Source organism: Pseudomonas sp. EB271-G4-1 (assembly GCF_058791355.1).
In genome coordinates, this window is the sequence record NZ_JBYTEO010000078.1 from 3,302 (window position 1) to 28,443 (window position 25,142).

19 protein-coding genes, 3 pseudogenes and 1 riboswitch are annotated in these 25,142 nt (G+C 61.2%); of the genes and pseudogenes, 11 read left to right on the forward strand and 11 right to left on the reverse strand.

The window, feature by feature from the left end; all coding sequences use genetic code 11:
• Positions 1 to 35 precede the first annotated feature (35 nt).
• The 6 genes and pseudogenes from AC3WWR_RS26945 to AC3WWR_RS26970 form a co-directional block, all read right to left on the reverse strand.
• A pseudogene (locus AC3WWR_RS26945) lies at positions 36 to 2,343 on the reverse strand (5-oxoprolinase/urea amidolyase family protein); the annotation flags it as partial.
• A gap of 281 nt (positions 2,344 to 2,624) precedes the next feature.
• Positions 2,625 to 3,278 carry an urea amidolyase associated protein UAAP2 gene (locus AC3WWR_RS26950; RefSeq protein ID WP_151140876.1) on the reverse strand — a complete coding sequence of 218 codons (654 nt, stop codon included), beginning with the start codon at positions 3,276 to 3,278 and terminating at the stop codon, positions 2,625 to 2,627.
• Between the two features lie 11 nt (positions 3,279 to 3,289).
• Positions 3,290 to 4,015, reverse strand: a complete 726-nt coding sequence (locus tag AC3WWR_RS26955; RefSeq protein WP_151140879.1) for an urea amidolyase associated protein UAAP1 — start codon at positions 4,013 to 4,015, stop codon at positions 3,290 to 3,292.
• 13 nt (positions 4,016 to 4,028) lie between these two features.
• Positions 4,029 to 4,817, reverse strand: coding sequence for an ABC transporter ATP-binding protein (locus AC3WWR_RS26960; RefSeq protein ID WP_020798409.1), 789 nt, complete (start codon positions 4,815 to 4,817; stop codon positions 4,029 to 4,031).
• The gene (locus tag AC3WWR_RS26965) at positions 4,814 to 5,629 is read right to left on the reverse strand and encodes an ABC transporter permease (protein ID WP_020798410.1); all 816 of its coding nucleotides are present in this window, start codon (positions 5,627 to 5,629) and stop codon (positions 4,814 to 4,816) included. The genes AC3WWR_RS26960 and AC3WWR_RS26965 overlap by 4 nt, the downstream gene beginning before the upstream one ends.
• 15 nt (positions 5,630 to 5,644) lie before the next feature.
• A complete protein-coding gene (locus AC3WWR_RS26970) occupies positions 5,645 to 6,712 on the reverse strand; it encodes a putative urea ABC transporter substrate-binding protein (protein ID WP_020798411.1) in 1,068 nt (355 codons plus the stop codon).
• Between the two features lie 60 nt (positions 6,713 to 6,772).
• Positions 6,773 to 6,873, reverse strand: a riboswitch (guanidine-I (ykkC/yxkD leader).
• A 277-nt stretch (positions 6,874 to 7,150) separates the two neighbouring features.
• Here AC3WWR_RS26970 and AC3WWR_RS26975 point away from each other — a divergent pair.
• On the forward strand, positions 7,151 to 7,378 hold the full coding sequence (locus AC3WWR_RS26975) for a hypothetical protein (protein WP_020798412.1): 228 nt from the start codon (positions 7,151 to 7,153) through the stop codon (positions 7,376 to 7,378).
• Between the two features lie 168 nt (positions 7,379 to 7,546).
• Positions 7,547 to 7,996: a hypothetical protein gene (locus AC3WWR_RS26980; protein WP_083348383.1), complete on the forward strand. Its 450-nt coding sequence runs from the start codon at positions 7,547 to 7,549 to the stop codon at positions 7,994 to 7,996.
• A 135-nt stretch (positions 7,997 to 8,131) separates the two neighbouring features.
• On the opposite strand, the gene dspII is transcribed toward AC3WWR_RS26980, so the two are convergent.
• Positions 8,132 to 9,244, reverse strand: a complete 1,113-nt coding sequence (gene dspII / locus AC3WWR_RS26985; RefSeq protein WP_020798414.1) for an enoyl-CoA hydratase/isomerase DspII — start codon at positions 9,242 to 9,244, stop codon at positions 8,132 to 8,134.
• A 132-nt stretch (positions 9,245 to 9,376) separates the two neighbouring features.
• On the opposite strand from dspII, the gene ung reads away from it, so the two are divergent.
• A complete protein-coding gene (ung, locus tag AC3WWR_RS26990) occupies positions 9,377 to 10,069 on the forward strand; it encodes a uracil-DNA glycosylase (protein WP_020798415.1) in 693 nt (230 codons plus the stop codon).
• 87 nt (positions 10,070 to 10,156) lie between these two features.
• On the opposite strand, the gene AC3WWR_RS26995 is transcribed toward ung, so the two are convergent.
• The 4 genes from AC3WWR_RS26995 to AC3WWR_RS27010 are packed head-to-tail and all read right to left on the reverse strand — an operon-like array spanning position 10,157 to position 14,198.
• The gene (locus AC3WWR_RS26995) at positions 10,157 to 11,197 is read right to left on the reverse strand and encodes an AbrB family transcriptional regulator (protein ID WP_151140883.1); all 1,041 of its coding nucleotides are present in this window, start codon (positions 11,195 to 11,197) and stop codon (positions 10,157 to 10,159) included.
• Positions 11,190 to 12,704 (reverse strand): tripartite tricarboxylate transporter permease, encoded by a 1,515-nt coding sequence (locus AC3WWR_RS27000; RefSeq protein ID WP_033039007.1) that lies wholly within the window; start codon positions 12,702 to 12,704, stop codon positions 11,190 to 11,192. The genes AC3WWR_RS26995 and AC3WWR_RS27000 overlap by 8 nt, the downstream gene beginning before the upstream one ends.
• 1 nt (position 12,705) lies before the next feature.
• On the reverse strand, positions 12,706 to 13,164 hold the full coding sequence (locus AC3WWR_RS27005) for a tripartite tricarboxylate transporter TctB family protein (protein WP_020798418.1): 459 nt from the start codon (positions 13,162 to 13,164) through the stop codon (positions 12,706 to 12,708).
• 56 nt (positions 13,165 to 13,220) lie between these two features.
• Positions 13,221 to 14,198, reverse strand: coding sequence for a Bug family tripartite tricarboxylate transporter substrate binding protein (locus AC3WWR_RS27010; protein WP_020798419.1), 978 nt, complete (start codon positions 14,196 to 14,198; stop codon positions 13,221 to 13,223).
• Here AC3WWR_RS27010 and AC3WWR_RS27015 point away from each other — a divergent pair.
• From AC3WWR_RS27015 to AC3WWR_RS27050, 8 genes and pseudogenes are all read left to right on the forward strand, one after another.
• Positions 14,186 to 14,452 (forward strand): hypothetical protein, encoded by a 267-nt coding sequence (locus AC3WWR_RS27015; protein ID WP_141195496.1) that lies wholly within the window; start codon positions 14,186 to 14,188, stop codon positions 14,450 to 14,452. The two genes, AC3WWR_RS27010 and AC3WWR_RS27015, sit on opposite strands and share 13 nt — an antisense overlap.
• 136 nt (positions 14,453 to 14,588) lie before the next feature.
• On the forward strand, positions 14,589 to 15,260 hold the full coding sequence (locus AC3WWR_RS27020) for a response regulator (RefSeq protein WP_008055965.1): 672 nt from the start codon (positions 14,589 to 14,591) through the stop codon (positions 15,258 to 15,260).
• Positions 15,253 to 16,641, forward strand: coding sequence for a sensor histidine kinase (locus AC3WWR_RS27025; protein WP_020798421.1), 1,389 nt, complete (start codon positions 15,253 to 15,255; stop codon positions 16,639 to 16,641). The genes AC3WWR_RS27020 and AC3WWR_RS27025 overlap by 8 nt, the downstream gene beginning before the upstream one ends.
• Before the next feature lie 225 nt (positions 16,642 to 16,866).
• Positions 16,867 to 19,245 (forward strand): annotated as a pseudogene (locus AC3WWR_RS27030) (type VI secretion system Vgr family protein).
• 28 nt (positions 19,246 to 19,273) lie between these two features.
• On the forward strand, positions 19,274 to 21,865 hold the full coding sequence (locus AC3WWR_RS27035) for a pesticin C-terminus-like muramidase (RefSeq protein ID WP_492599207.1): 2,592 nt from the start codon (positions 19,274 to 19,276) through the stop codon (positions 21,863 to 21,865).
• Positions 21,862 to 22,380 (forward strand): hypothetical protein, encoded by a 519-nt coding sequence (locus AC3WWR_RS27040; protein WP_492599208.1) that lies wholly within the window; start codon positions 21,862 to 21,864, stop codon positions 22,378 to 22,380. Before AC3WWR_RS27035 ends, AC3WWR_RS27040 begins: the two co-directional genes overlap by 4 nt.
• A 360-nt stretch (positions 22,381 to 22,740) precedes the next feature.
• On the forward strand, positions 22,741 to 23,865 hold the full coding sequence (locus AC3WWR_RS27045) for a hypothetical protein (RefSeq protein WP_492599209.1): 1,125 nt from the start codon (positions 22,741 to 22,743) through the stop codon (positions 23,863 to 23,865).
• A pseudogene (locus AC3WWR_RS27050) lies at positions 23,866 to 25,142 on the forward strand (ImcF-related family protein); the annotation flags it as partial. It abuts the gene before it with no gap.

Here is a 25,142-nt window from a genome sequence, read left to right on the forward strand (position 1 = left end):
TTTCCCTCCCCCCCCCCCCCCCCCCCCCCCCCCCCCCCCACAGGGGGTATTCCATTTCAAGGCGAGGTTGCGTGCAGTCTTGAGGTCGACCGGTTGGAACTGCACCTTGTCCCCAGCCTTGAGTTGCCCCAGCTGCCAAAGATCCGCCTCGATCACCGTCACCGGGCAGACGAATCCGCCCAGGCTCGGACCATCCGGGCCGAGGATCACCGGCATGTCGCCAGTGAAGTCCACTGCGCCGATCGCGTACGGATTGTCGTGGATGTTCGACGGATGCAAGCCGGCCTCACCGCCATCGGCCCGCACCCATTCCGGCTTCGGCCCGATCAGCCGTACGCCGGTGCGGCTGGAGTTGAAATGCACTTCCCACTGGGTCGCGAAGAAGGTGCCGATGTAGTTTTCAGTGAAGTATTCCGGTGCACCATGGGGGCCGTAGATCACGCGTATCTGGCGTACGGCAGGCAACTCGCCGAGCTGATCGTCGGCCAGCCGCGCACCGACATTACGATCACTCAAGGCTGGCACATGCAACACGTCGCCGGCCCGCAGAGCACGGCCGCCATGCCCGCCAAACTGGCCGAGGGTGAAGGTACTCTTGCTGCCCAGGTAATCCGGAACCTGCAAGCCGCCGCGCACGCACAGATAGCTGCGCGCGCCAGCACCGGCAATCGTGCCGAGGCTCAACGTGGCACCGGCTGGAACCAACATTGCCGTGTTCATCGGCATGCTTTCGCCGTTCAGCGTCAGCGCAATCACCGCGCCCGTGACGGCAACGACCGCGTCGCAATTGAAGCGCAGCAAGGGCCCGCTCATGGTGATTTCCAGCGCTGCGGCGCCGTCATCGTTGCCCAGCAGAAGGTTACCCAGGCGCAGCGCACGACTGTCCATCGGCCCCGACGGCGGCACGCCTACCGCCCAATAGCCGAGGCGACCGGGATAGTCCTGGACGCTGGTCTGGGTGCCGGCGCTGAGCACTTCGAAAGTGTTGGCCTGATACGCCAGGGCTTCCAGGCAACGGGTCCAGGGCTGACCGCTGGCAAAGGGCGCATCGAGCAGGATCTGCCTCAGGTAGTCCCGGTTGGTTTGTACCCCGTAGAGCAGGCTTTCGCCCAAGGCTTGATGCAGGTCGGCTGCGGCTTGCTCACGGGTCGGGGCCCAACTGATGACCTTGGCGATCATCGGATCGAAGTAGGGCGGAATCTCGCAACCGGCCTCGACCCAGGTGTCGATGCGCAGTTCTACGCCGTTGGCCGGTGGAAAATGCACCGCAGTCAGCAAACCCGGACTCGGTTGAAAGTCGCGTCCTGGATCTTCCGCATACAACCGTGCCTGAATCGCATGACCCTGCGCTTTCAAACCCTGGCTCAACGCGCTCAACGGCGGCAGGTCACCCGCTGCCAGTTGCACCATCCAGCGCACCAGGTCGACGCCCCAGACTTGCTCGGTGACGCCGTGTTCCACCTGCAAGCGGGTGTTCACTTCAAGGAAATAGAAACGCTGGGCATCGCTGTCGAACACGAATTCGACCGTGCCGGCGCTGCGGTAATTCACCGCCTTGGCCAGTTTGATCGCCGCCGCGCACAGTTCATCGGCCATGCCTTCGGGCAGGTTCGGCGCCGGGGTTTCTTCGAGGACTTTCTGGTTGCGCCGCTGCACCGAGCAGTCGCGCACGCCGAGGGCAATCACCTCGCCACGGCCGTCACCGAATACCTGCACTTCCAGATGTCGGGCGCGCTGGATGTACTTCTCGATGAACACCCCGGCGTCGCTGAAATTGTTCTGGCCCAAGCGCTTGACCGCTTCGAAGGATTCGCTCAATTCGGCCGCGCTGCGGCACACGCGCATGCCGATGCCACCACCGCCGGCGGTGCTCTTGAGCATGACCGGATAACCGACTTGCGCGCCGGCGATCAGTGCCGCGTCAAGGCTGTCGAGCAGTTCGGTACCTTCGAGCATCGGCACGCCGTGTTGTTTGGCCAGGGCGCGGGCGGTGTGCTTGAGGCCGAATACGCGCAGTTGTTCGGGCGTCGGGCCGATAAAGGCAATGTCGGCGGCCTCGCAGGCTTCAGCGAACGCAGCGTTTTCCGAGAGAAAACCATAGCCTGGATGGATCGCGGTGGCGCCTGTGGCCTTGGCGACGGCGAGGATTTTTTCCACTGCCAGGTAGGTGCCGGCGGCTGCGCCTTCACCAAGGCTGTGGGCCTCGTCGGCTTGCAGGATGTGCAGGCTCGCGGCATCGGCTTCGGAATATACGGCAACGCCTGCAACCTGCAGTTCGCGCAAGGTGCGCAGGATGCGGCAGGCAATGGCGCCACGGTTGGCAATCAGGACTTTTTCGAACATGGCATAACCCCTGGAGGGGATGCGGGCCGTCCCGCAGTTTTTCGATGAGCGCCGGGGTCGTCCCCGACGGAAAAATCATTTCTCTTCAACGCTGACCCCCTGTAGGAGCGAGCATGCTCGCGATGGACGTGAACGATTACGCGTAGCACCAGATGCCCAGCGGTGGCTTCTGGTTTTTCGCGAGCAGGCTCGCTCCTACAGTGGCTGGTGGTGTTCTTTAGGTTTGAGGCACTGCCCTGAGCGGGCCTGGCACAGGGCAAACAACCAGCGGCGCAAACGACTCAGTTCCATACCAGCACCTGCGCAGGAGTCGGGTTATAGGCATTGCACGGGTTGTTCAGTTGCGGGCAATTGGAGATCAGCACGATCACGTCCATCTCGGCGCGCAGGTCGACGTATTTGCCCGGTGCGGAAATCCCGTCCTCGAAGGTCAACCCGCCGTCAGCCGTGACCGGTACGTTCATGAAGAAATTGATGTTCGGCCCGATGTCGCCTTTACCCAGGCGCCCGTCGTGGACGCAGGCACGCAGGTAGTTGTCGCGGCAACTGTGCATGTAGCGTTTTTCCTGGGCGTAGCGCACGGTGTTGCTCTCTTGCGCGCAGGCACCACCGAGCGTGTCGTGGCGACCGCAAGTGTCGGCGACGATCGTCAGCATCGGCTTGCCGAGGTTGGAATACAGCACGCTGCCGGTGCTCAGGTACACGCTGTTCTGGCGGCGCAACGTGCGTTGCACGTCGTAGCGCTCCCTGGGATTGGCGACGCTGTAGAACAGGGTGTCGACGGCCTGGTTGCCTTCCAGATCGAGGATGCGCAGGGTCTGGCCGGCCTTGACCTCCATCAGCCAGGGTTCGCCGGCGGGGATGGTGGCGCGGTAGACCGCGGTTTCGGGTTGCCTGCTCGTAGTAACGTCGGCAGTGGCGATTGCGAGTGACATGGCAGCGATCCTCAGGCGAACAGACGGTCAGTGTTGATGAAGCCGCGCTCGTTTTCCGGGCGCGAGGTGCGGCAGTGTTCGGCGACGCTGGGGTCGGCGTTCATCCAGCTGAGCTTCAGTGGTTTAGGCGCATATTCCGGCGCCGGGTCCATCGGGTGTTGCAGGGCGGTGAGCACCACCAGGGTGTCCATTGGCGCATACAGCTCGATGTAGTCGCCGGCCCTCGAATTACCTTCGACGAAGTGAAAGCGCCCGGCGTCGTCGACGTTTACCCGGCTGAACAGGTTGAGGGTCATCAGCAGGTCGGACAGGCCCAGCCCCCACTTGCCCAGCTCCACCAACAGGTTGTCGGTGCCGTTGCGGAAGAAGCCATTGCGCAGTTCCTGATAGCGGCCCTGGCCGTATTTTTCGGCCACTTCTTCAGCGCAGAGCACGCCGCCGAGGCTGTCGCTCCAACCGCAGGTGTCGGCGGTGATGGCGGCCAGTACGCGGCCCATGTCCGAGTACAGGCAATGGCCGGCGGTGAGCTTGGCGGTGTGTTGGCATTTGAGGCTGTCGGGCAGGTTCAGGCGTTCGGTTTTTTCGTTGGCGTTGAGCAGCGTCAGGCTGACGTTGGCACCGCCGCGCAGGTCGGTCAGGCGCAGCAGTTGGCCGCGTTTGAGCACGAAGGAGCGATGGCCGCCACCGGGTAGCATTTCTTCGGCGAAGGGCGGGAACAGTCGGGTCGAATCAGTCATTGTGCAAGTCCTCTCAAGCGGTTCTAAGCGCGCCTGCCAGTTGTACTGGCAAGGCATCGACGGCGGCACGGCAGGCGCGGCGGTCGCTGTTCAAAGGGATGTCGTAAGTGATGCGTGCGCCATAGGCGCCGGGGGCGTGCGGGTCGACGCGGACCTTGTCGAACACCAGCAAGCGGGTGCCGAGGCTGAAACCTTCGGACAGGTCATGGGTGACCATGAAGACCGTTAATTGGGTCTCGCGCCACAGCTCCAGCAGCAAGGCGTGCATGTCCTTGCGGATGCCCGGATCGAGGGCGCCGAAAGGTTCGTCCAGCAGCAGCACCCGCGGTTTCATGATCAGCGCCTGGGCGATGGCGAGGCGTTGCTGCATGCCGCCGGACAGTTGCGCCGGGTATTTGTCCAGCGAATGTCCCAGGCCGACTTTGTGCAGCAGCACCGAAGCCTGTTCGCGGGCAGCTTTTTTGGCACTGCCGAACAACCTGCCCAACAGCGCTGAACGCGGCAGTTCCAGGCCAAGGGCGACGTTGTCCAGCACGCTCAAGTGCGGGAACACCGAGTAGCGCTGGAACACTACGCCACGGCTGGCGTCCGGTTCGCCCGCCAGTGGTTGACCGTCGAGGAGAATCTCCCCGCGACTGGCTTTTTCCTGACCGAGCAACAACCGCAGGAAGGTCGATTTACCGCAACCGGAAGCGCCCACCAGGGTGCAGAACTCACCCTCGTTGACGCTCAGGTTCAGGCCTTCGAGCACCACCTGGTCGGCGTACTGCTGCCAGACATTTTTCACTGTGATGAAACTCATGCCCGCGCTCCTTCATACCAAGGGAATGCACGCAAGGTCAGGCGTTTGAGCCCCCAATCCATCAGCCAGGCGAGCAGGGTGATCCACACCACGTACGGCAAAATCACGTCCATCGCCAGGTAGCGGCGCACCAGGAATATCCGGTAGCCGAGACCGTCAGTGGAGGCGATGGCTTCGGCGGCAATCAGGAACAGCCACGCCGAACCCAGCATCAGGCGCAGCGAGATCAGCAGGCGCGGCAGCAACTGCGGCAAGACCACCCGCAACATCAGGGTCCAGGTCGATGCCCCGAGGGTCTGGGCCTTGATCAGCAGCTCAACGGGGATTTCCCGGGCGCGCTGTTCGAGGTCGCGGGCCAGGGCCGGGGTGATGCCGATCACGATCAGCATCACTTTCGACAATTCCCCCAGGCCGAAGACAATAAACAGGATCGGCAGGATCGCCAGCGGCGGCACCATCGAAAGCACGGTCAGCAACGGCGACAACGGCGCGCCAAACAATGGCAGGGTGCCCGCAGCGATGCCCAGGCACAGCCCGGCCAGCGCACTGATGCCCAGGCCGATGGCCAGGCGTCGCAGGCTCGCGGCGCTGTCCTGCCACAGCAGGTATTCGCCGGTGCGGCTGTCGGCAACGAAGGCCAGGCGCTTGACCGCGTCGCTCATTTGCACGGCGCTGGGCAGCAGTTTGTCGTTGGGGTTGTCCGCCAGGCGCTCGGCCGAGCCCATGAAGTAGGCGAACAGCACGAGGGCGAACGGCAGGATCACCAGCAGCAGGCGACTCGGGCGATCCGGGTGGCGATTGATCAGGCGCATGGCCAAGTCCTCTGGTTACAACTTGGCGTCGGCAGCCATCTGCACGTAGCTGGGGTCGAAACGCAGCTTGAGGTTGCCCTTGTCGCCGCTGGTCACCCCGTTGGCGAAGGCCATGCCGACCGCGCTGGTGTCTTTGGCACCTTCACCGAGCAAGCCGTGCTGGAAGGAGAATTCCGCGACCTTGCGCATGGTTTCCGGCAGTTGCTTGCTGGTGCTGAACGCCAGGGCTTCTTGAGGAGTGGCGAACAATTTGGTGGTGTCCAGTTGCGCCTGGAAACCGGCCAGGTCGGTGCCCGAGGCCTTGGCCATGTGCTCCAGTGCAGCCTTGCCCGCGGCGTTCTTCGCGTTCATCAACTCGACCACTTCGAACCAGGCGCCAGTCAGCGCCTTGCCCAGGGCGGGGTTGTCCTTGAGGGTCTGGGAGTTGACCACCATCATGTCCATGATCTCGCCGGGGATCTGGCTGGAATTGAACACCTCGGTCACCCCGGGCTTGGCCTTGATGTCCGAAAGCATCGGGTTCCAGGTGGTGACGGCGTTGACCTGATCGGTGTTGAAGGCGGCGGCGATATCGGCATCCGAGGTGTTGACCACTTTCAGGTCTTTCTCGGTGAGGTCCACCGAATCCAGGGCCCTGGCCAGCAGGTAGTGCGACACCGAGAGCTCGACCAGGTTGACGTCCGCCCCCTTGAGGTCGGCGACCTTCTTGCCTTCGCCCTTGAGCACGATGCCGTCGTTGCCGTTGGAGAAGTCGCTGACGATCAGCGCGGTGCTGTCGACGCCGCCAGCGGCCGGGATGGTCAGCGCATCCATGTTGGTCATGGTGCAGCCATCGAACTGGCCGGCGGTGTACTGGTTGATCGATTCGACGTAGTCGTTAAGCTGCACCACATCGATCTGGATGCCGTATTTCTTCGCCCACTTGTCGACGATGCCTTGGCTACCGGCGTATTCCCAAGGCATCCAGCCGGCGTAGATCGTCCAGCAGACGCTGAAGTGGTCTTTTGGGGCGGCGTGGGACGAGACGCTCACGAGGGCTGCGAAGGCAGCGGCGAAGAGGGCGGGTAAACGATGCTGGGACATGGTGGTTCTCCAGTTGATCAAGGGCGGACAGGAAGGCAGCAGCACCGCGAACGGTGGCTTGTCTCCCGGGCTTTTGTCCCGCCGTGTAACCTCAACTGGAGGTCGCCAACTCTCGGACCAGTCACTCGCGCTTGCGAGCCGGAACCCTAGTCAGCCATTGCAAATTGTGGTGCCGCGAACCTGTGATGACTCCTGCACGTCTTTGCTAAAGCGAGAGACGTGCCAAGTCGAGCGGAGTGCTCTGGCACGCGGGATTGGTCGATTGGTGATGTAGGAAGACAGTGTGCGCTTGCCTTGCAATGGTGCGCGACTGCACCGCAATGGGACGTGCCGGCCGCTGATCCGAAGGTTGCCGGGGCGCTGCACTTGGTCGGGGATAATGAGTCAAAACAGGTGTCAGCCGGCCTGTACCGGCTGTGGGTCTTTCAGGAGGCCGCCATGTTTCGTCGATTGTTGCTCGGCTGCGTACTCGGCTTGGGCCTTGCCGGTTGTTATTACTACTCCGGTGGTTACGACGTCGCGTATCCCGCACCTTATTACTATCCCGGTTATTCACCTTATTACTACCACGGCGGCCCGCGCTTTTATGGCGGCTATCGCTATTACTACTGGGGTGGTCACGCGCCACGTTATTACGGCGGTGGATATCGTCACGGCCACCACTAATCAGCGTGTGAATGGATGAAAAACCTTTCATCGGCGAGATGTATCAAGGTGTTGCGGGAGCGCACGGGATCTTCAATTCGATGTCTGATCTATCGACAGTCGCAGAAACTTTGACTGTCGCCTGCCAGCGTCGCTGGTGTGGCTCACTCGCGGTCCAGGAGGCCGCCAATGTATCGACGAATTCTTCTGATTGCCGTGTTGGGTTTGTCACTGGGTGGATGCGTAGCTTATTCCGATGGAGGCGGTTACTACGGTTCAGAGGTCTACTCATCGCCGGCGCCCTATTACGCTGGCGGCAACTCCTACTACTCCAATGGCGGCGGTTACTACACGCCACCGCGCCGGTACTACGCGCCGCCTGCCCGGTATTACCAACCAACGCCGCGCTATTACCACCAGCCGCGGGTTTATCAACCGGCGCCGCGCTATTACCAGCCGGCTCCCCGTTACTATCAGTCCCGGCCAGACTACAGGGCGCACCAGAACCAGGGTTGGGACGGTCGCCACAACCGTGGCGGCTGGGACAATGATCATCGTCGCGGGCGAAACGACAATCACGATCGCCGAGGCGGCCGCAATGGGCGTGGCGATCACGACGGCCGTGGTAATCACCGCTAATCCGGTTGAAATCCATACCCTCCTGTAGGAGCGAGTATGCTCGCGATGGACGTCAACGATAACGCGTGCTTAAAGGTTAAACGCGTTGTCATGACGTTTTTCGCGAGCATGCTCGCTCCTACAGAGTCATTTTTTTCAGTACTCTGACAGGTCCGCCAAGGGATGCCGACCTTCCCAGATTTTGTGAAAATGAGCCTCCACCACCGCATCCGGCACATTGTTGACGTCCGGCCAATGCCAGCGAGGTTTCTGATCCTTGTCGATCAATCGCGCACGCACGCCCTCGCTGAATTCCGGATGGCGACAGCAGTTGAGGCTCAGGGTGTATTCCATCTCAAAGACCTGCGCCAGAGACATATGCCGGGCACGTTTGATCTGCTCCCACACCAGATGCGCGGTCAGCGGCGAACCTTCGATCAGGTTGCGCGCGGCGCGGTTGAGCAGCATGTCGGTGTGATCGAGCAGCGTGACAATGGCTTTCCAGGCACAACGCACATCACTGACGTCCAGCAATTCATCGATCTGTTGGCGGCGCGGCAACCACTGGGCCTCGGGCATTTGCGCAACGGCTTTCTGCTGCAAGGCCTTGAGCAGGCTGTTGAGCTGCATCGGCGTCTGTTCCTGCCAATTCAATTGCAGCAGGCCTTCGATCAGTTCCTGCTGCTGCTCGTCGAGCAGGAAACGGTCGGCCAGGTCCAGATCGATCGCGTCGCGACCGTTCATGTGGGCGCCGGTCAGGCCGAGAAACAAGCCGAGCTTGCCCGGCAGGCGAGACAGGAACCAACTGGCGCCCACGTCCGGATACAGGCCGATACTGATCTCCGGCATCGCCAGTCGACTGCTCGGTGTGACAATGCGAATGCTTGCCCCCTGCAACAGGCCCATGCCACCGCCGAGCACATAGCCGTGACCCCAGCAGATCAACGGTTTGGGATAAGTGTGCAGGCTGAAGTCCAGGCGATATTCGGAGTTGAAGAAGTGCGCGGCCAGCGTCGGCACTTCACCCGGATGGGCCCGGCAGGCCTCGACCAGGCTGCGCACTTCACCGCCTGCGCAGAAGGCCTTGATGCCGTTGCCGCGCAGCAGGACGCAAACGATTTGCGGTTCCTTCGCCCAGGCGTCCAACTTGTCGCGCATGGCATTGATCATCGGCAGGGACAGCGCATTCAACGATTTTTCGGCATCCAGCGTGGCAATGCCAATGCGGGCGCCGTCAGTGCCGGTGAGTTCTTCGAAGTGCAGATTCATCGTGACCTCGCTCGGGAATTTGAGGGTTAAGTATGATCGCTGTGTGGGAAAGTGCCGGATTGGTGTCAGATCAATTGACAAGCGTGATGGGCTTTCCTAGGGTGCGCCCCATTGCTTTTGCCGGATATAACCATGACTGCTGACGACCGTATCAAACTCGAACCGAGCTGGAAGGAGGCACTGCGTGCCGAATTCGACCAACCCTACATGGCAGAGTTGCGAAAATTCCTCCAGGACGAGCGCGCGGCGGGCAAGGAAATCTATCCGCCGGGCCCGATGATCTTCAACGCGCTCAATTCCACGCCGCTGGACAAGGTCAAGGTGGTCATTCTTGGCCAGGACCCCTATCACGGCCCCGGCCAGGCCCATGGCCTGTGCTTTTCGGTGCAGCCGGGCGTCCCGGCGCCGCCGTCGCTGGTCAATATCTATAAAGAGTTGAAGCGCGACCTGAACATCGACATCCCCAATCACGGCTATCTGCAAAGCTGGGCCGAGCAGGGCGTGTTAATGCTCAATACCACCATGACCGTGGAGCGTGCCAACGCCAATGCGCACAAGGACAAGGGCTGGCAGTTTTTCACCGACCGGATCATTGAAGTGGTCAGCCAGCAGCAGCCGCATCTGGTGTTCATGCTGTGGGGCGCCCATGCCCAGAGCAAACAGAAGTTGATCGATGCCACCAAGCACCTGGTGCTGACCTCGGTGCACCCGTCACCGCTGTCGGCCTATCGTGGCTTCCTCGGGTGCGGGCACTTCAGCCGGACCAACAAGTTTTTGGAGCAGAATGGCGAGACGCCGATCGAGTGGCGGTTGCCACCGGTTTGAAAGAGCTTCGCGAGCAGGCTCGCTCCCACAAGGATCACGCGAACCCTGTGGGAGCGAGCCTGCTCGCGAAAAGGGCAACTCGGTTTATCAGACTGAATTCGGCTGACGGTTCCAATACCTGAACAACGGCTCCGCCAGAAACAACACAAACAGCAACCGCATCACCTGCATCGCCGTCACCAGCGGCACCGACAGTTGCAAGGTTTCGGCCGTCAGGCTCATCTCGGCAATGCCGCCGGGCATCATGCCCAGGGTCAGCGAGCGCAAATCCAGATGGGTCAGCGCACTCAGTCCCAGTGCAGCCGCTGTGGCGATCAGCATGGTCAGCAGCGTGCCGATCAACGTGCGCCCCATGAACGACGGCGCGCGACGGAAAAACTGCCGATTGAAGTGACAGCCCAGGCCGCTGCCAATCAGCCATTGGCCGATCTGGCTGCCGCCGTTGGGCAAGCCGATATGCAGGTCCCAGCCGATGCTGACCGCGGCGCTGACCAGCAAGGGCCCGAACAGCCATGGGTTGGGTTGCCGCAGGCGTTCCCAGATCCAGGCCGCCAGCGCTCCCGCCGGAAACAATAGCGCCAGCCAGCGCCAATCGATGCTGCCGGCGTGGGACATCGGAGCGCCGTCCCCCAGCAGGTATTTGAACGCTGCCGGAACGCAAAGCACCACCACAAGCACCCGCAAACTCTGGCCCGCCGCCACCCGGCTGAGCACCGCCCCATTGCGTGCGCCGAGGTTGACCATCTCCCCGGAACCGCCGGGCATGCTGGAAAAAAATGCAGTGGCGCGATCTTCACCGGTGCGACGCATCAGCCAGACACCGACCACCGCCGAGAGGCTGGTGACCAGCGCACCGAAGAAGATCAGCCCGAAATGACTCAGCACCTGCTCCATCACCACCGGGGTGAAGTGCAGGCCGATACCGATGCCGACGATCCACTGGCCGCACTTGCGGCCGCCAGGGATCTCCGCCAGTTGCCAGGGTGTCAGGCAGCGCACCAGGATGATCGCCAGCAACGAGCCGACCATCCACGGTAGCGGCCAGCCGACCTGGCTGGCGAGGAAACCGCCCAGCAGGCCGACCAGCGGTGTACCCCACCAGGCTTTGAACGGTGTTCGATCAGACATCGGCGATGGCGCGTTGCGCAGCCGAACGCTTACGCCAGATCCGCAGGATCGGCATCAACAGCATGATCGCTGTCAGGACCCAGCAACCGAAAGTGATCGGGCTCGACCAGAGGATTTCCAGCGCACCGTTGGAAATCGACAGGGCGCGGCGCAGGTTTTGCTCCATCAGGCCTCCGAGAATGAACCCCAGCAGCACTGGCGACAGCGGGAAGTCCAGCTTGCGCAAGATATAGCCGAAGATGCCGATGCCGATCATCAGGAACAGGTCAAAGGTGGTGGCGTGCACCGCGTAGACGCCGATCCCGGTAATGATCGCGATCACCGGCACCAGTGCCCAGTTCGGCACAGCGAGGATACGGGTGAAGATACGGATCATCGGGATGTTGAGGATCACCAGCATGATGTTGGCGATGAACAGCGAGGCGATCAGGCCCCAGACGATGTCCGGTTGTTGCTGGAACAGCAGCGGGCCCGGGGTGATGTTGTATAGCGACAGGGCGCCGATCATCACCGCCGTGGTGCCTGAGCCTGGAACACCCAGGGTCAGCATCGGTACCAAAGCGCCGCACGCTGCGCCGCCGATGGCCGTTTCCGGAGCCGCCAGGCCGCGCATGTCGCCTTGGCCAAACGTACCCTTGGCGCCTGCGATGCGTTTTTCCGTCATGTAGGCCACGGCGCTGGCCAAGGTGGCACCGGCTCCCGGCAACACGCCCATGATGAAACCCAGCACGCCGCAACGGATGTTCACCACGAACACCGACGCCGCTTCCTTGAAGTTGAACATCATGCGCCCGGTGGCTTTCACCGCTTCCTGGCCGTGATGGGTTTTTTCCAGCAACAGCAGAATTTCACTGATGGAAAACAGGCCCAACACCAGCACCACGAACTGAATACCGTCGGTCAGGTGAATGTTGTCCCCGGTGAAGCGGTACACACCGCTGTTGGCGTCGATGCCGACCGTCGACAGGAACAGGCCGATCAGTGCCGCGATAAAGGTTTTCAACGGTCGGTCGCCAGCCATGCCACCCAGGCAGACAATCGCAAACACCATCAGCACGAAGTATTCCGCCGGCCCGAAGGCAATCGCCCATTTCGCCAGCAGCGGGGCGAACAGCACCATGCCGCAGGTGGCGATGAAGGCGCCGATGAATGAACTCCACGCCGACAGCGACAGCGCCACGCCGGCCAGGCCTTTGCGCGCCATCGGATAGCCGTCGAGGGTGGTCATCACGGTGGAGGCTTCGCCCGGTATGTTCAGCAGGATCGAGCTGATCCGGCCACCGTATTCGCAACCCAGGTACACGGCTGCCAGCAGGATCAACGCCGATTCCGGCGGCAGGCCGAGGGCGAATGCGATGGGGATCAGCAATGCCACGCCATTGATCGGACCCAGGCCCGGCAACAGGCCGACCACCGTACCGATCAGGGTGCCGCAGAGGGCGGTCACCAGGTTGTACGGGCTCAGCGCGACGCCGAAGCCCTGACCCAAATAGCCAAGAGTATCCATATCAGTTCTCCAGAACGTCGAGCACGCCCAAGGGCAGCGGTACGTCCATCAACTTGTCGAACAGCAGGTAAAGGCCGACGGCCATCAAGCTGATGATCACGACGCTGGGCAGCCAGCGGCCGCCATACAGGCGCGCCATCGGCACACCGATGAGGATGCTGGCAACGATGAAGCCAAGCGGTTCGAAGGTGCCGGCGAACACCAGCAGCAGCGCCACGCAGATGGCGATCTTGGTCAAGGTTTCGCGATCCAGCGGCGGCTCGTCATCACTGTGCTTGATCGGTGCGGGACGAAACACCATGTACAACAGCGCCGAGCCCATCAGGCCAAGCATCAGCAACGGGAAGGCCCGAGGGCCCACCGGTTCGTAGGAAAAAGCCGCCTGATACGGCCAGGCCATCAGCGCCAGGCCGACACAGGCCAGCAACAGCACCGAAGCAAAAATGCGTTGTAAGAGCATGGGGAACTCCTGGGTCACGGCGGCGCTAGCCCGCCGTGACCGCTAGACAGAGACGATCACTGGATCAGGCCGAACTCTTTGGCCAGCACTTTGTAGTCCGCTACCTGCTTCTTCACGTAGGTGTCCAATTCCGGGCCGGTCATGGCGAACGGGAACAGTTCACGCTGATCGCGCAGCTTGGCGAACTCGGGTGAGGCCAGCAGTTTGTCGAAGGAGTCCTTCCACCAGGCATAGTCTTCATCGCTGACTTTTGGCCCCAGGTAGAAGCCGCGAACCACTGGCCAGACGATGTCGTAGCCTTGTTCCTTGGCGGTCGGGATGTCTTTCATTTCCGGCTCGTCCAGGCGCTTGTCGGAGAACACCGCGAGCAGACGCATGTCGCCGCTCTGGATGTGCGGCATGGAGTCGGAGATGTCGGTGCTGCCGACCTGGATGTGGCCGCCGAGCAAGGCAGTGGCGATTTCACCGCCGCCTTCGAGCGCCACGTAACGCAGGTCGCGCGGATTGATCCCGGCGGCCTTGGCGATCAGGGCGGTCTGCATCCAGTCCTGGCTGCCGACGGTGCCGCCGGAACCGATTACCACTTTGCTCGGATCTTTCTTCAGCGCCTGGACCAGATCGTCCAGGGTCTTGTAGGGCGAATCGCTCTTCACGGCGATGGCGCCGTAGCTGGTGCCAACGGCGGCCAGCCAGCGCACGTTGGTTTCATCGAAGCGACCAAACTTGCCCTGGGCCAGGTTGAGCAGCGAACCGCTTGACCAGGCCACCAACGTGCCGGCATCCGCCGGGCGCTGGGCGACTACCGCGTTATAAGCCACCGCGCCGACACCGCCGGGCATGTAGGTCACGCGCATCGGTTTGGTCAGCAGCTTTTCGTTGACCAGCGCGCTTTGCGCCAGTTTGCAGGTCAGGTCGAAACCGCCGCCGGGCGAGGCCGGTGCGATGCATTCCGGGCGTTTGGGCTCGGCCATCAGTGGGCCGGCGAACAGCATGACGCTGGCGGCGAGGGCGAAACGGCGCAGTGATCGATTCATTGTTGTCTCCACAGGAGTTGTTGTTTTTTGGGATGTTTCAGATGCAGCGGTTTCGCTTCGCGCAGGCGTTGACGGCGCCGGCAAGCGAATACGAGGGGGTTCGAGAAAAGGGGCGGGACGGACAAATGTGGAGCTGGGTGGACAGCATGGCGACGTACCTCGTTATTGTTCTTATTGGCGAAAACGCATCGAGGCGTTTTTCGGGAGCTACATTTCAAATCACGATCGATGGCTGCGAGATAAACCATCCGTAGATCGACTCTAACGGTCCAACCTTTCGCTAACCTTTCATCGGGCTTTCACGGTTTTTCAGGCTTCACAGCGGCGGATGCCGCTGTAAACTCCGCGCCAAAGAATGGCGTCGACCATCCCTGAACGAGGTAATGATCCATGCGTGTCCTGCTCGTCGAAGACCATCTGCAGCTCGCTGAAAGTGTCGCTCAGGCGCTCAAGAGCACCGGCTTGACCGTGGATGTGCTGCACGACGGCGTGGCGGCCGACCTGGCGCTGGGTAGCGAGGAATACGCCATGGCGATTCTCGACGTCGGCCTGCCGCGCATGGACGGTTTCGAAGTGCTGGCGCGCCTGCGTGCCCGGGGTAAGAATCTACCGGTGTTGATGTTGACCGCCCGCAGCGACGTCAAGGACCGGGTCCATGGCCTGAACCTGGGGGCCGACGACTACCTGGCCAAGCCTTTCGAACTCACCGAGCTTGAAGCCCGGGTCAAGGCCTTGTTGCGCCGCAGTGTGTTGGGTGGCGAGCGCCTGCAGCGCTGCGGTGTGCTGGCCTACGACCTGGAGACCCGGCGCTTTACCCTCGGTGAGGAACTGCTGACCCTGACCTCCCGCGAGCAAGCGGTACTCGAAGCCCTGATCGCCCGTCCTGGCCGGGTGATGAGCAAGGAGCAACTGGCTTCACAGGTCTTCGGCCTGGACGAAGAGGCCAGTCCGGACGCCATCGAAATCTACGTTCACCGCTTGCGCAAGAAACTCGACGGCCACCCGGTGGCGATCGTAACGTTCCGCGGTCTCGGTTATTTGCTGGAAAGCCGTGATGCATAAGGCCAGCAGCCTGCGTTGGCGGTTGCTGTGGAACCTGGCGCTGTTGCTAGTGGTATTGATGCTGGCCAGCGGCTTGAGTGCTTACTGGAACGGTCGCGAAGCGGCCGACACGGCCTATGACCGCACGTTGCTGGCCTCGGCGCGGACCATCGCCGCCGGCCTGTCCGAACGTGATGGCAGCCTCAGCCTGGACGTGCCTTACGTGGCCCTCGATACGTTCGCCTACGACAGCGCGGGGCGGATTTTCTACCTGGTCAACGATATCAACCAGAAGCTGATCTCCGGTTATGAAAACCTGCCGCCACCCCCTCCCGGTACACCGCGCACCGACAACTACCCGGCGCTCGCGCGTTTTTACAACGCGACTTATCGGGGACAGAACGTGCGCGTGGTCAGTTTGCTCAAGCCGGTCAGCGAGCCAAACATGAACGGCATGGCGGAAATCCGCGTGGCGGAGACCGATGAGGCACGCGTCAGCATGGCCCGCAGCCTGGCCGGCGATACCTTGCTGCGCCTGGGCATGCTGGCGGTCGGGGCCCTGATGATCGTGTGGTTTGCGGTCAGTGCGGCGCTGCGCCCGCTGGAGCGTTTGCGCACCGCCGTGGAGGAACGTCAGCCAGATGACCTGCGGCCGCTACCCCTGGTGGAAGTGCAACGCGAGTTGTGGCCTCTGGTGCGTGCGCTCAACCATTTCACCGAACGCCTGCGCGGGCAGTTCGAGAAGCAGGCGCAATTCATCGCCGACGCTGCCCATGAACTGCGCACGCCGTTGGCAGCGCTCAAGGCCCGGCTGGAATTGGGCTTGCGCTCGAACGAGCCGCAAACCTGGCGCAGCACGCTGGAAACCGCTGCCCAAGGCACTGATCGCCTGACCCACCTGGCCAATCAATTGCTCTCGCTGGCCCGGGTGGAAAACGGCGCCAGGGCGATTGCTGAGGGCGGCGCGCAGTTGCTCGACCTCAGTCAATTGGCCCGTGAGCTGGGCATGGCCATGGCGCCGCTGGCCCATAAACGCGGCGTGGCCCTGGCGCTGGAAGCTGACGAGCCGGTCTGGTTGCGCGGTGAGCCGACCTTGTTGAATGAGCTGTTGAGCAATCTGGTGGACAACGCCCTGGCCCACACGCCACCGGGCGGCAACGTCATTTTGCGGGTCCTGGCGCCGGCGGTGCTGGAGGTCGAGGACGACGGGCCGGGCATTCCCCTTGATGAGCGCGATCGGGTGTTCGAGCGCTTTTACCGGCGCAATCAGCAAGTGGCCGGTTCAGGCTTGGGGTTGGCGATTGTTGGCGAAATCTGCCGGGCGCACCTGGCGCAAATCAGCCTGCATGATGGGGAGAAGGCGGGGTTGAAGGTGCGGGTGAGTTTTATGGCTGGGGAATGATGGGGCCTGTTCTGGCCTCATCGTCGGAACGCCGCCCAGAGCAGGTTCCTACAGGGTTATCCGACACGGTTAACCCGGGATACCAATACAGAAAAGCCCTACACCATCCTCAGAAACGTCCTATTTCCAGCTTCCTTCCATTTCGCCAAAGCTTTCACCCCTCAGGACCCGGGTGAACGCTAAACCCTTCCTGTGTGTTTCCCCCACAGACCAGGAAGGCCTGACATGAGCACACAACCGCGCATCTTCTTCAACCACACCCGTCACAAATTCGCGATCCGCTGGTTCGACGCCGCGTTCGATGTCCTCGCCTTCGAAGGCGAAGAACACCTCAGCCAACCCTTCACTTACCGCATCGAATTCACCTGCAGCGAGCAAGACCTCAGCGCCGAGAAGATGCTCAACAAGGACGCCAGTTTCAGCCTCTATCCGCCGCCGGCAAAGCCTCCTTACCCTGGCCTGCCAGTGCCCGAGGTCAAGCCGTTGCGCAGCCTGTATGGGATGGTCAATAGCTTCCAGCGCCTGTCCGCCTCCCGCGACGAAGCGCGCTATGAAATCACCCTGCAACCGCGCCTTGCCCTGCTCGATCGTGGCCGTCAGTACCGCCTGTACCAGCAGCAGTCGGTGCCGGAGATCGTCGAGCACATCCTGCGCAGCCGCCACGATTTCCTCGGCCAGCACTTCTTGTTCCAATTGGTGCGCGAATACCCCCGGCGCGAGCAGGTCATGCAGTACGGCGAGAGCGACCTGGCGTTCATCGAGCGGCTGCTGGCCGAGGTCGGCATCTGGTACCGCTTCAGCCACGACGACCGCCTGCAGATCGACGTCGTCGAATTCCACGACGACCAGCGCCACTACCAGTTCGGCGTCCAGCTGCCGCTGCGTGCACCGGCCGGCTTCGCCACCGGCGAGGACGGCGTGTGGCAGCTGCAGACCCGCCACCAGGTGGTGGAAAAATCCATCAACTTTCGCGCCTATCACGCCCTTGACGCCCGCGCCTTTCTCGATGGCGAGGTCGACCAGACCCGCGGCACCACGACCACCACCTACGGCGAGGCCTACCACTACGCCGAACCCTATCGCGTGCTCGGTGACAAACTGGACCAAGACGAAGACCTGCTAAGCGAAAGCGGCTTTTTCTAAGCGCGCCTGCGCCACGAGCGCTACCTCAACAGCCAGACCCATCTCAGCGGCGCCAGCAGCAGCGCCACCCTGGCGCCGGGCCAGGTGCTGAAAATCGCCGGCGCGCCCCAGGCCTTTGCCCCTGGCGCGGTGATCACTAGCCTGCGCACCCGCGCCGCCCGCGACCGCAACATCGAAGTGCATTTCGAAGCCATTCCCTACGCCGAGATGGTCTGCTTCCGCCCAAAGGTCCCGCCCAAACCGATCATCGCCGGCACCCTGCCGGCACGGCTGAGCAGCCCCGAGCGCAACGACCGCTACGCCGAAATCGATCTCGAAGGCCGCTACCGCGTGCGCTTCCTGTTCGACCGCGACACCTGGAAACCCGGCCAGGAAAGCGCCTGGCTACGCCTGGCCCGACCCTACGGCGGCGACACCCACGGCCTGCACCTGCCGATGCTGGTCGGCACCGAAGTGGCGGTGGCTTTCGAACAGGGCGACCCGGACCGCCCCTACATCGCCCACGCCCTGCACGACAGCGAACACCCGGACCACGTGACCCTGCGCAGGCGCGACCACACCCGCAATGTGCTGCGTACACCGGCGAACAACAAGTTGCGCATGGAAGACCTGCGGGGGCAGGAGCACGTCAAGCTCAGCACGGAATATGGCGGCAAGAGCCAGCTGAACCTGGGGCATCTGGTGGATGCCAAGAAGCAGAAACGGGGGGAAGGGTTTGAGCTAAGAACGGATGATTGGGGGGCCATTCGGGGTGGCAAGGGCGTATTCATCAGCGCCGATGAACAGCCCAAGGCCCAAGGTCAGATGCTGGACATGCAGGCCGCGCTGGGCCGCTTGCAACAGGCTGGTGACCAACTGCAAGGGCTGTCCAGCGACGCGCAGGTGGCCAACGCCGATCCAGCTGATGTAGCGGCACAACTGCAACTGCTGCGCGAACAACTCAATGAGCTCAAGGCCTCGGTCCTGCTGCTCAGTGCCCCGCAAGGCATCGCCCTCACCAGCGGCAACCACCTGCAACTGGCGGCGCAGGAGAATCTGATGCTCAACGCCGGCGGCGAAGCCGACATCAGCGTGGTCAAGCGCTTGTTCATGGGTGTGGGCCAGGGATTGAGCGTGTTCGTGCGCAAGCTGGGGATCAAGCTGTTTGCCAACCAAGGGCCGGTCTCCGTGCAGGCGCAGAACGGCACCCTGGAACTGCTGGCTCGCCTCGAGCTATCGATTACCAGCACCGAAGATGAGATCCGCATCACCGCGAAAAAGAAAATCGCCCTGAATGGCGGGGGCAGCTACCTCAACCTGGATGCGGGCGGCATCGAGTCGGGTACGGCGGGCGACCACAAGGTCAAGGCAGCGCATCACGAGTTCAAGGGACCTGACGGGCAGGCCCGGCAAATGCCGCCGCTACCGCAATTGTCCGAACACCCTTTCCAGTCCCTGGAACGTACGGATTTCTCTGGCTGACTCTTTCGCAAACCTGGAGCGACACACCATGGCAAAGCTGCTCGACTGGATTTTTGGACGCCACTACGACTCAAGCACCCCCAGCACCATGCCCCCGGTCTGGCCAACGCGCGACACCCAGCCCATCACCCCAACGGCGGCCTCGAAAACCGACGACTTGCAGCCGCTGAAAAACTGGTGCCACCCGTTCAAGGACACGCGGGACCCCTTGCAGCAACTGACCCTCCTGGCAAACGCCACCTCGGGATACTACCCCTTGGGTGTCAATGGCCTGTGGCACGGTGGCGTGCATTTCGACAGTGGCACCGCAGCGGGCCTGAAGCAGCAATCCAGCGTGCACTGCCTGGCCGACGGCGAAGTGGTGGCTTACCGCATCGATCGGGAATCACCGAAGACGACCTACTACGACCACAAGATCACCGCCAACAAACCCTTCTCGCGCAACTTCGTACTGGTCCGCCATCGCCTGCAGCCGCCGACGATCCACAACAGCACGGACAAGCCACCGAGCCTGATCTTCTACAGCCTGTACATGCACCTGCAGGATTGGGAGAAGTATGACGAGGATTCGAATCTGGCGCGCCCGGGATTCTGGCCTGAAGTGCACCGGGTCAAGGCGACGGCGAACGATCCGCATCCCGACTATCCCGAACAACACGGCCTGCACGTTTACTACCGCCCCCGGTCCGGCAAGGTCGCCGACTTCCTGCCCCGCGACGCCGAGGTGGACATCAGCGGCCAGGGTGATTACCGCCGCCTGAAAAACCGCCTGGGCCCGGCCAGCCTGAGCAACGCCGACGGTTCGCTGCGCGGTTACCTCGCCAACCGATATCTGCAGTCGCAGGTGGGTGGCGAACATCGCATCGAAACCAATGGAGACGAGCTCAAAGTCCGCCCCGAAGGGAGTCTGCGCTACGAACACATCAGCAAGTTGCCCACAGGCACCATTGTCACCGTCAGCGGTGAAGGCGAATTTCGCAAACTGGAACGGGTCCCGCAGTACGTAAAGTTCGCGGGGCTGCAAAGCGTACTGGAACCGCTGGCGACGGACCGGATCGTGGTCCTCGATACCCCCATCGCAATCCAGGCCGGCGCGCTGATCGGCCACCTCGGCGATTATCACAGCGAAGGGGCGGAACGACCGGAAAAAAAGCTGCACCTGGAAACGTTCAGCGAACAAGACATGGACGTCTTCATCGTGGCCAGTCGGGCTTGGGCCCAACGCCTGCCGGCGCGCGAGCGAACCTGGCTGAAACTGGCCAAGGGCACCGCCGTAATGGCGCATCGCGACGGCGCGAGCGCCACGCGCTGGCCGGTGCCGAGCGAGACCGACCCGGTGAGCGACGCCGGCCTGTTGATCCCGAAAAGCCTGCTTGAGGCCCTGTCAGCCGACGACAAGATTTCCGTGCCTGCTACCCTCGACCGAAAGGCGATCAACTGGTACCGCCTCGAAGGCCTGCTGCACGACGCTGACGGCAAGTTGCTCAACGGCTGGGTGCGCGAAGACGTGGGCGACACGCCGTGGATCAGTCCCTGGGACTGGGATGGCTACGAGGTCTTGCACGACTACGGCCGGCCCATCCACGCCATGGCCTTATTCCTCAGCAACATGCGTCGTTTTAGCGAAGCGCAACTGGAACGCTACCGCCACTTGGCCGACGACGAGGACCAGGGACCGATCAGGAGCCGCTTGTTCGACATCATCGACCCTAACCGCCTCGGCCAGATGAAGTCCGAAGAACTGCAAAAGGCGCTCAGGCTGCCGGCGCAGGCACAAGCGATCGCGCAAATGATCATCCGCAAGGAAAGCGAATGGTTCCACCGTGCACATGTCTGGGATGCGCTGGATGAAATGCTCGGCCATAGTGGCTCGACGCCGCACTTGAACTGGTTGGCGGAGAAGCAGCGGATCAAGGAACTCAGTTGGTGGGAAGAGGTGGCGGAGAAAGTGGGGTTGCCGTCGTGGGGGAAGGCTTATCACGTTCATCCGATTGGGTTGGTGGGGAGTTTTTATGTAGTCCGGCCGAAGAGCGATTTGATAGTACGCCGAGGTCAAGTAACTTTCGACGCCGAAGGAAACGACATACAGAACAGCCCCTATTTCAGCAGGCGGTTGCACTGGCCGGGAGGCGCTTCGGGCGTGACATTGGGGCGCGGTTACGACATGCGGCATAGAACACAAAATGCAGTGCTTTCAGATTTAATTGCTGCAGGAGTTCAAGCTGTTCTTGCAGAAAACTTCTCTCGAGGAGCTGGCCTATCTGGTCAAAATGCTCGTGATTTCGTAAATGCAAATAGAGAACAGTTCGGTGCGATGACACAGGAAGCGCAGCGAATTCTATTCGAAGATGTAGTGTATCCACGATATGAAATTGCAGCTCAACGCCAATATAACTCAGCTGTATTGTCGTCTGCAGCGACATGGGAGCAATTGGATCGCCGAGTCAGAGATGTGGCGGTGGACTTTACTTATCAACAGGGCAGCATTTGGAATAGGCAAATGCCCCACATCTCTAAAAATAATCGCGAAGAGCTAGCTACTTACATTCAGGAAACTCAAGAGCTCATACAGTATGAGCAAGGCCGACACAGGGCACGTTATCTGAGGGCTAAAGAATGAGATTTTATTTTTCTACTATCACATCGATGTTTTTGGTGCTTTTTGGTTTCTGTTCTTGGGCGGAGGAATTGCACAACAACGAAGACCCGAATGGTGTTGGTGTTGAGAGTTTGTTTGACTCCTCTGGTGAATGGTCTGGTCGCTATTTGAAGAAAAGTGAGCTGTGCACATCACCCGGTAATGGAAGTGGTTGTTCTGAACGATTTAATGACTGTCTCGAAATAAAGCCAGAAGGATCAGGTTATTTAGTCAGGCTTCACAGTACGCAAGCGAATCAACATGTGTGTTTTTTCTCCTTACAGATGGATGCAGTCGATGGGATGCTCGTTCATCAGACTAAGTTTGGAAGTGTTTTTCTAATGCGTACTGAAAATTTTTTGGAGATTTCGTCGAAAGGAATAGATTCTACGGCGCTAGGTCTAGGGTTGTGTGGGGCTCATGCGGATATTGATGGTTTAAAGTTTGATATTTCAAAAAGAACAAATTCAATTTTGAAGTGTATGTCGCCTAACTGAATATTTTGGGGTGGATGTACTCATTTAATGCTGGAAATACAGAGCGAAGATGATTGGGTGAGAGTTCGTTATTCTGTGGGTCATATTCTCGAAGTGTGGGCGTCGCAAGACTCGATTAAATTTAATAGGGATGACTATTGTGAGGAATAAAAGGCAGCGATTGAACCTGGTTTCTATTGTTTTCTGCTCTTCAGATAGCGTATTAGATTTTTTTACCTCTTTGTTAGAGGGAGAAAATTGATCATGCCTGTCCGATTGGATCAAATTCCTTCTCCGGCCCCACGCCCCGCACCACCTCGTATTTGGTTCTGGGTATGTTTACTGCCTCTGCTTTTACTGTTGAGCATGGGGGAAACTTTATTGTTCGCCAGTGAACCGCTGAATGCGCAATCCATTGATAGCTGGCAGCGTGCTTTGGGTGTACCGCTCTTCGTTTGGTGTGTGCTGCTGTTCGGGCGGCTGCTGTTGTACTTCGGTCAACAAGGCGCGTCCGATGGCTGGGACGAAGCCCGCGATAAGGATTTTTGCCGAAAAATGCGTCGAGGTCGGCGTTCTCAGCAGGTGTTAAGCGCGAACCTGTTCACTGCCCTGCGAAATCCGGGTGAAGAGGGGCCCACACAACTCGATGCCTTGCTGAGCGGGACGGAGGTACTGACGGCGCAACCGACCCGGCTGGATGAAATCGTTGTGCGTCATAGCCGCTTATCTGGCGAAAAGCATGAAGACCTGGAAAAAGTGCTGCTCAATATCTTCAGTCAGGTTCTGGTCGAGCTGGCGCAAACGCTGGCACAGCTGCCGGATGAAAAGCCGTTGGCACTGTTGCTGGAGGTCGAGAGCGGTCTGCCGCAAAGTCAGTGGCGTCCAGCATGGCACACGGCGTGGAACGCGTCCGGCATCCGACAGTCAGTGGTGCCCGTCGAAGGGCAAGGGTTGTCTGCAGTGGATCAGTGGCTCGACCAGCGCATTGATGACCAGGCGCTACTGCTAGTGGTGGCATTGCAGTTTGCACCGCTACAACCAGAAGGCAAGGCAGAAGCGGCCGTTGGGCTACTACTGGGCAACCGTTTGACACAAACCACTTTACCGCCAATGGCCTACCTTCACCGCCCTGAACAGGGGCGGGCACACACTCCTGATGCACTGCTGTATGCCACTCGCCAAGCGCTGGATTGGGTGCCACTGGATGCCAAGTCGATCGAGCACGCGTGGCGGGCGGGAGTTGATGGGCAACGCAATGCGGCAATAAGCACCGTTCTGACTGAAGTGCCGATGCCGGTAAAGCACCCCCAGGGATTGATCGACCTGGACGCATCGTTGGGACACCCAGGCACCGCCTCACCATGGCTGGCAATCGCAGTCGCGACGCAGACCATTCAGCGCGGCGCTGGGCCGCAGTTCATTTTCAGTGGTGACAGCGTCGCCGACGCGGGGCTCTGGAGCACTGTGCTGACGCCCGTCCTACCGCTTTCGACGAAGGAATCTTGAATGCAGATTCGACGCTCTCTGGGGCCGAGTGTACTGGTCGGCCTGTTAGTTCTGACCGGAGTGATCCTTGAGTTCATGGTCTGGTATTTTCCTCAGTGGCTGGGGATTGGCCCAGGTAGCGACCGGCAAAAAACCTGGTTGTTAGCGATTCCGGCCTTCACATTTCTCGCCTTGATGGTCCTGGGTTCCTACCGACTGCTGTGGCGCCGTCTGGCGCATTCGGTGCATCGCGCAGAGGAGGCGGATGACGTGCCCGAGCGACCGCGTACGGACAGTCCGAAGAGTCCGATCGCGCAACAAGTCCACGTGGCTCAGCTGCATTTCAATAATTATTACGGCCCCTTCTGGCGCCTCAAGGTCCGCCTGCTTCTGGTCGTCGGCGAACCCGAACAGATCGAAGCCATTGCTCCCGGCCTGACCACCCGGCACTTCCTGCATGGGCAGGACACCGTACTGCTCCTCGGCGGCAGCATGCAGGCGCCAACCCTGTTCAGCCAATGGCAGGGTTTGAGTCGCTGGCGTCCCTTCGACGGCGTGGTCTGGGCCTTGGACAAGGCGCAGACCATCGACGCCGCGACTATGGGGAAAAACGTGCGGCGCCTGCGCGATATGGCCCGGGCGCTGCATTGGCAGTTGCCGCTGCACCTGTGGCAGGTCTGCGACAGTCGGTGGAAACAACACACGCGTCAGACGCAGCCGGTGGGTTGCGCGTTGCCCGCCGACTTCACCGCGGTGGAGCTGGAGAGTCGCCTGAATCAATTGCTCGAGCCCTTGCGGCGGGAGGGTTTGGAGCAGATGCGAGCGCACATGACGCACGACTTTTTGCTGCGCCTGTCCCGCGATCTGCAGGTCGAAGGCATCGCTCGCTGGCGGCAGGCGCTGGCACCGTTGCTCGGTGAGTTTGCCGGGGGCGTGCCGTTGCACGGGCTGTGGTTCAGTCTGCCGTTACCGGCGGTGGCGGCGGATCCCCATGACCGCGATCACTTCTGGTCGATAGCACCGGTGTGGCACGGCGTGCTCGGCGATCAAAAATCGCGCCCGCGTCGCCTCGGCTGGCCCGCGACCCGCGTCGCGCAAACCCTGATGCTCGCCCTGGCACTGGCCTGGGGCGCCGGCCTGCTGCTGTCCTTCGCCAGCAACCGCATGCACATCGCTCAGGTCCAGTCGTCGCTGGCGGTTTTGCAACACTCAGCCACCCGTGACGAACAATTCCTCGCCCTCAACGAACTGACCCGCGAGCTCGGCCGCCTGGATTACCGCGCTGCCCACGGCACGCC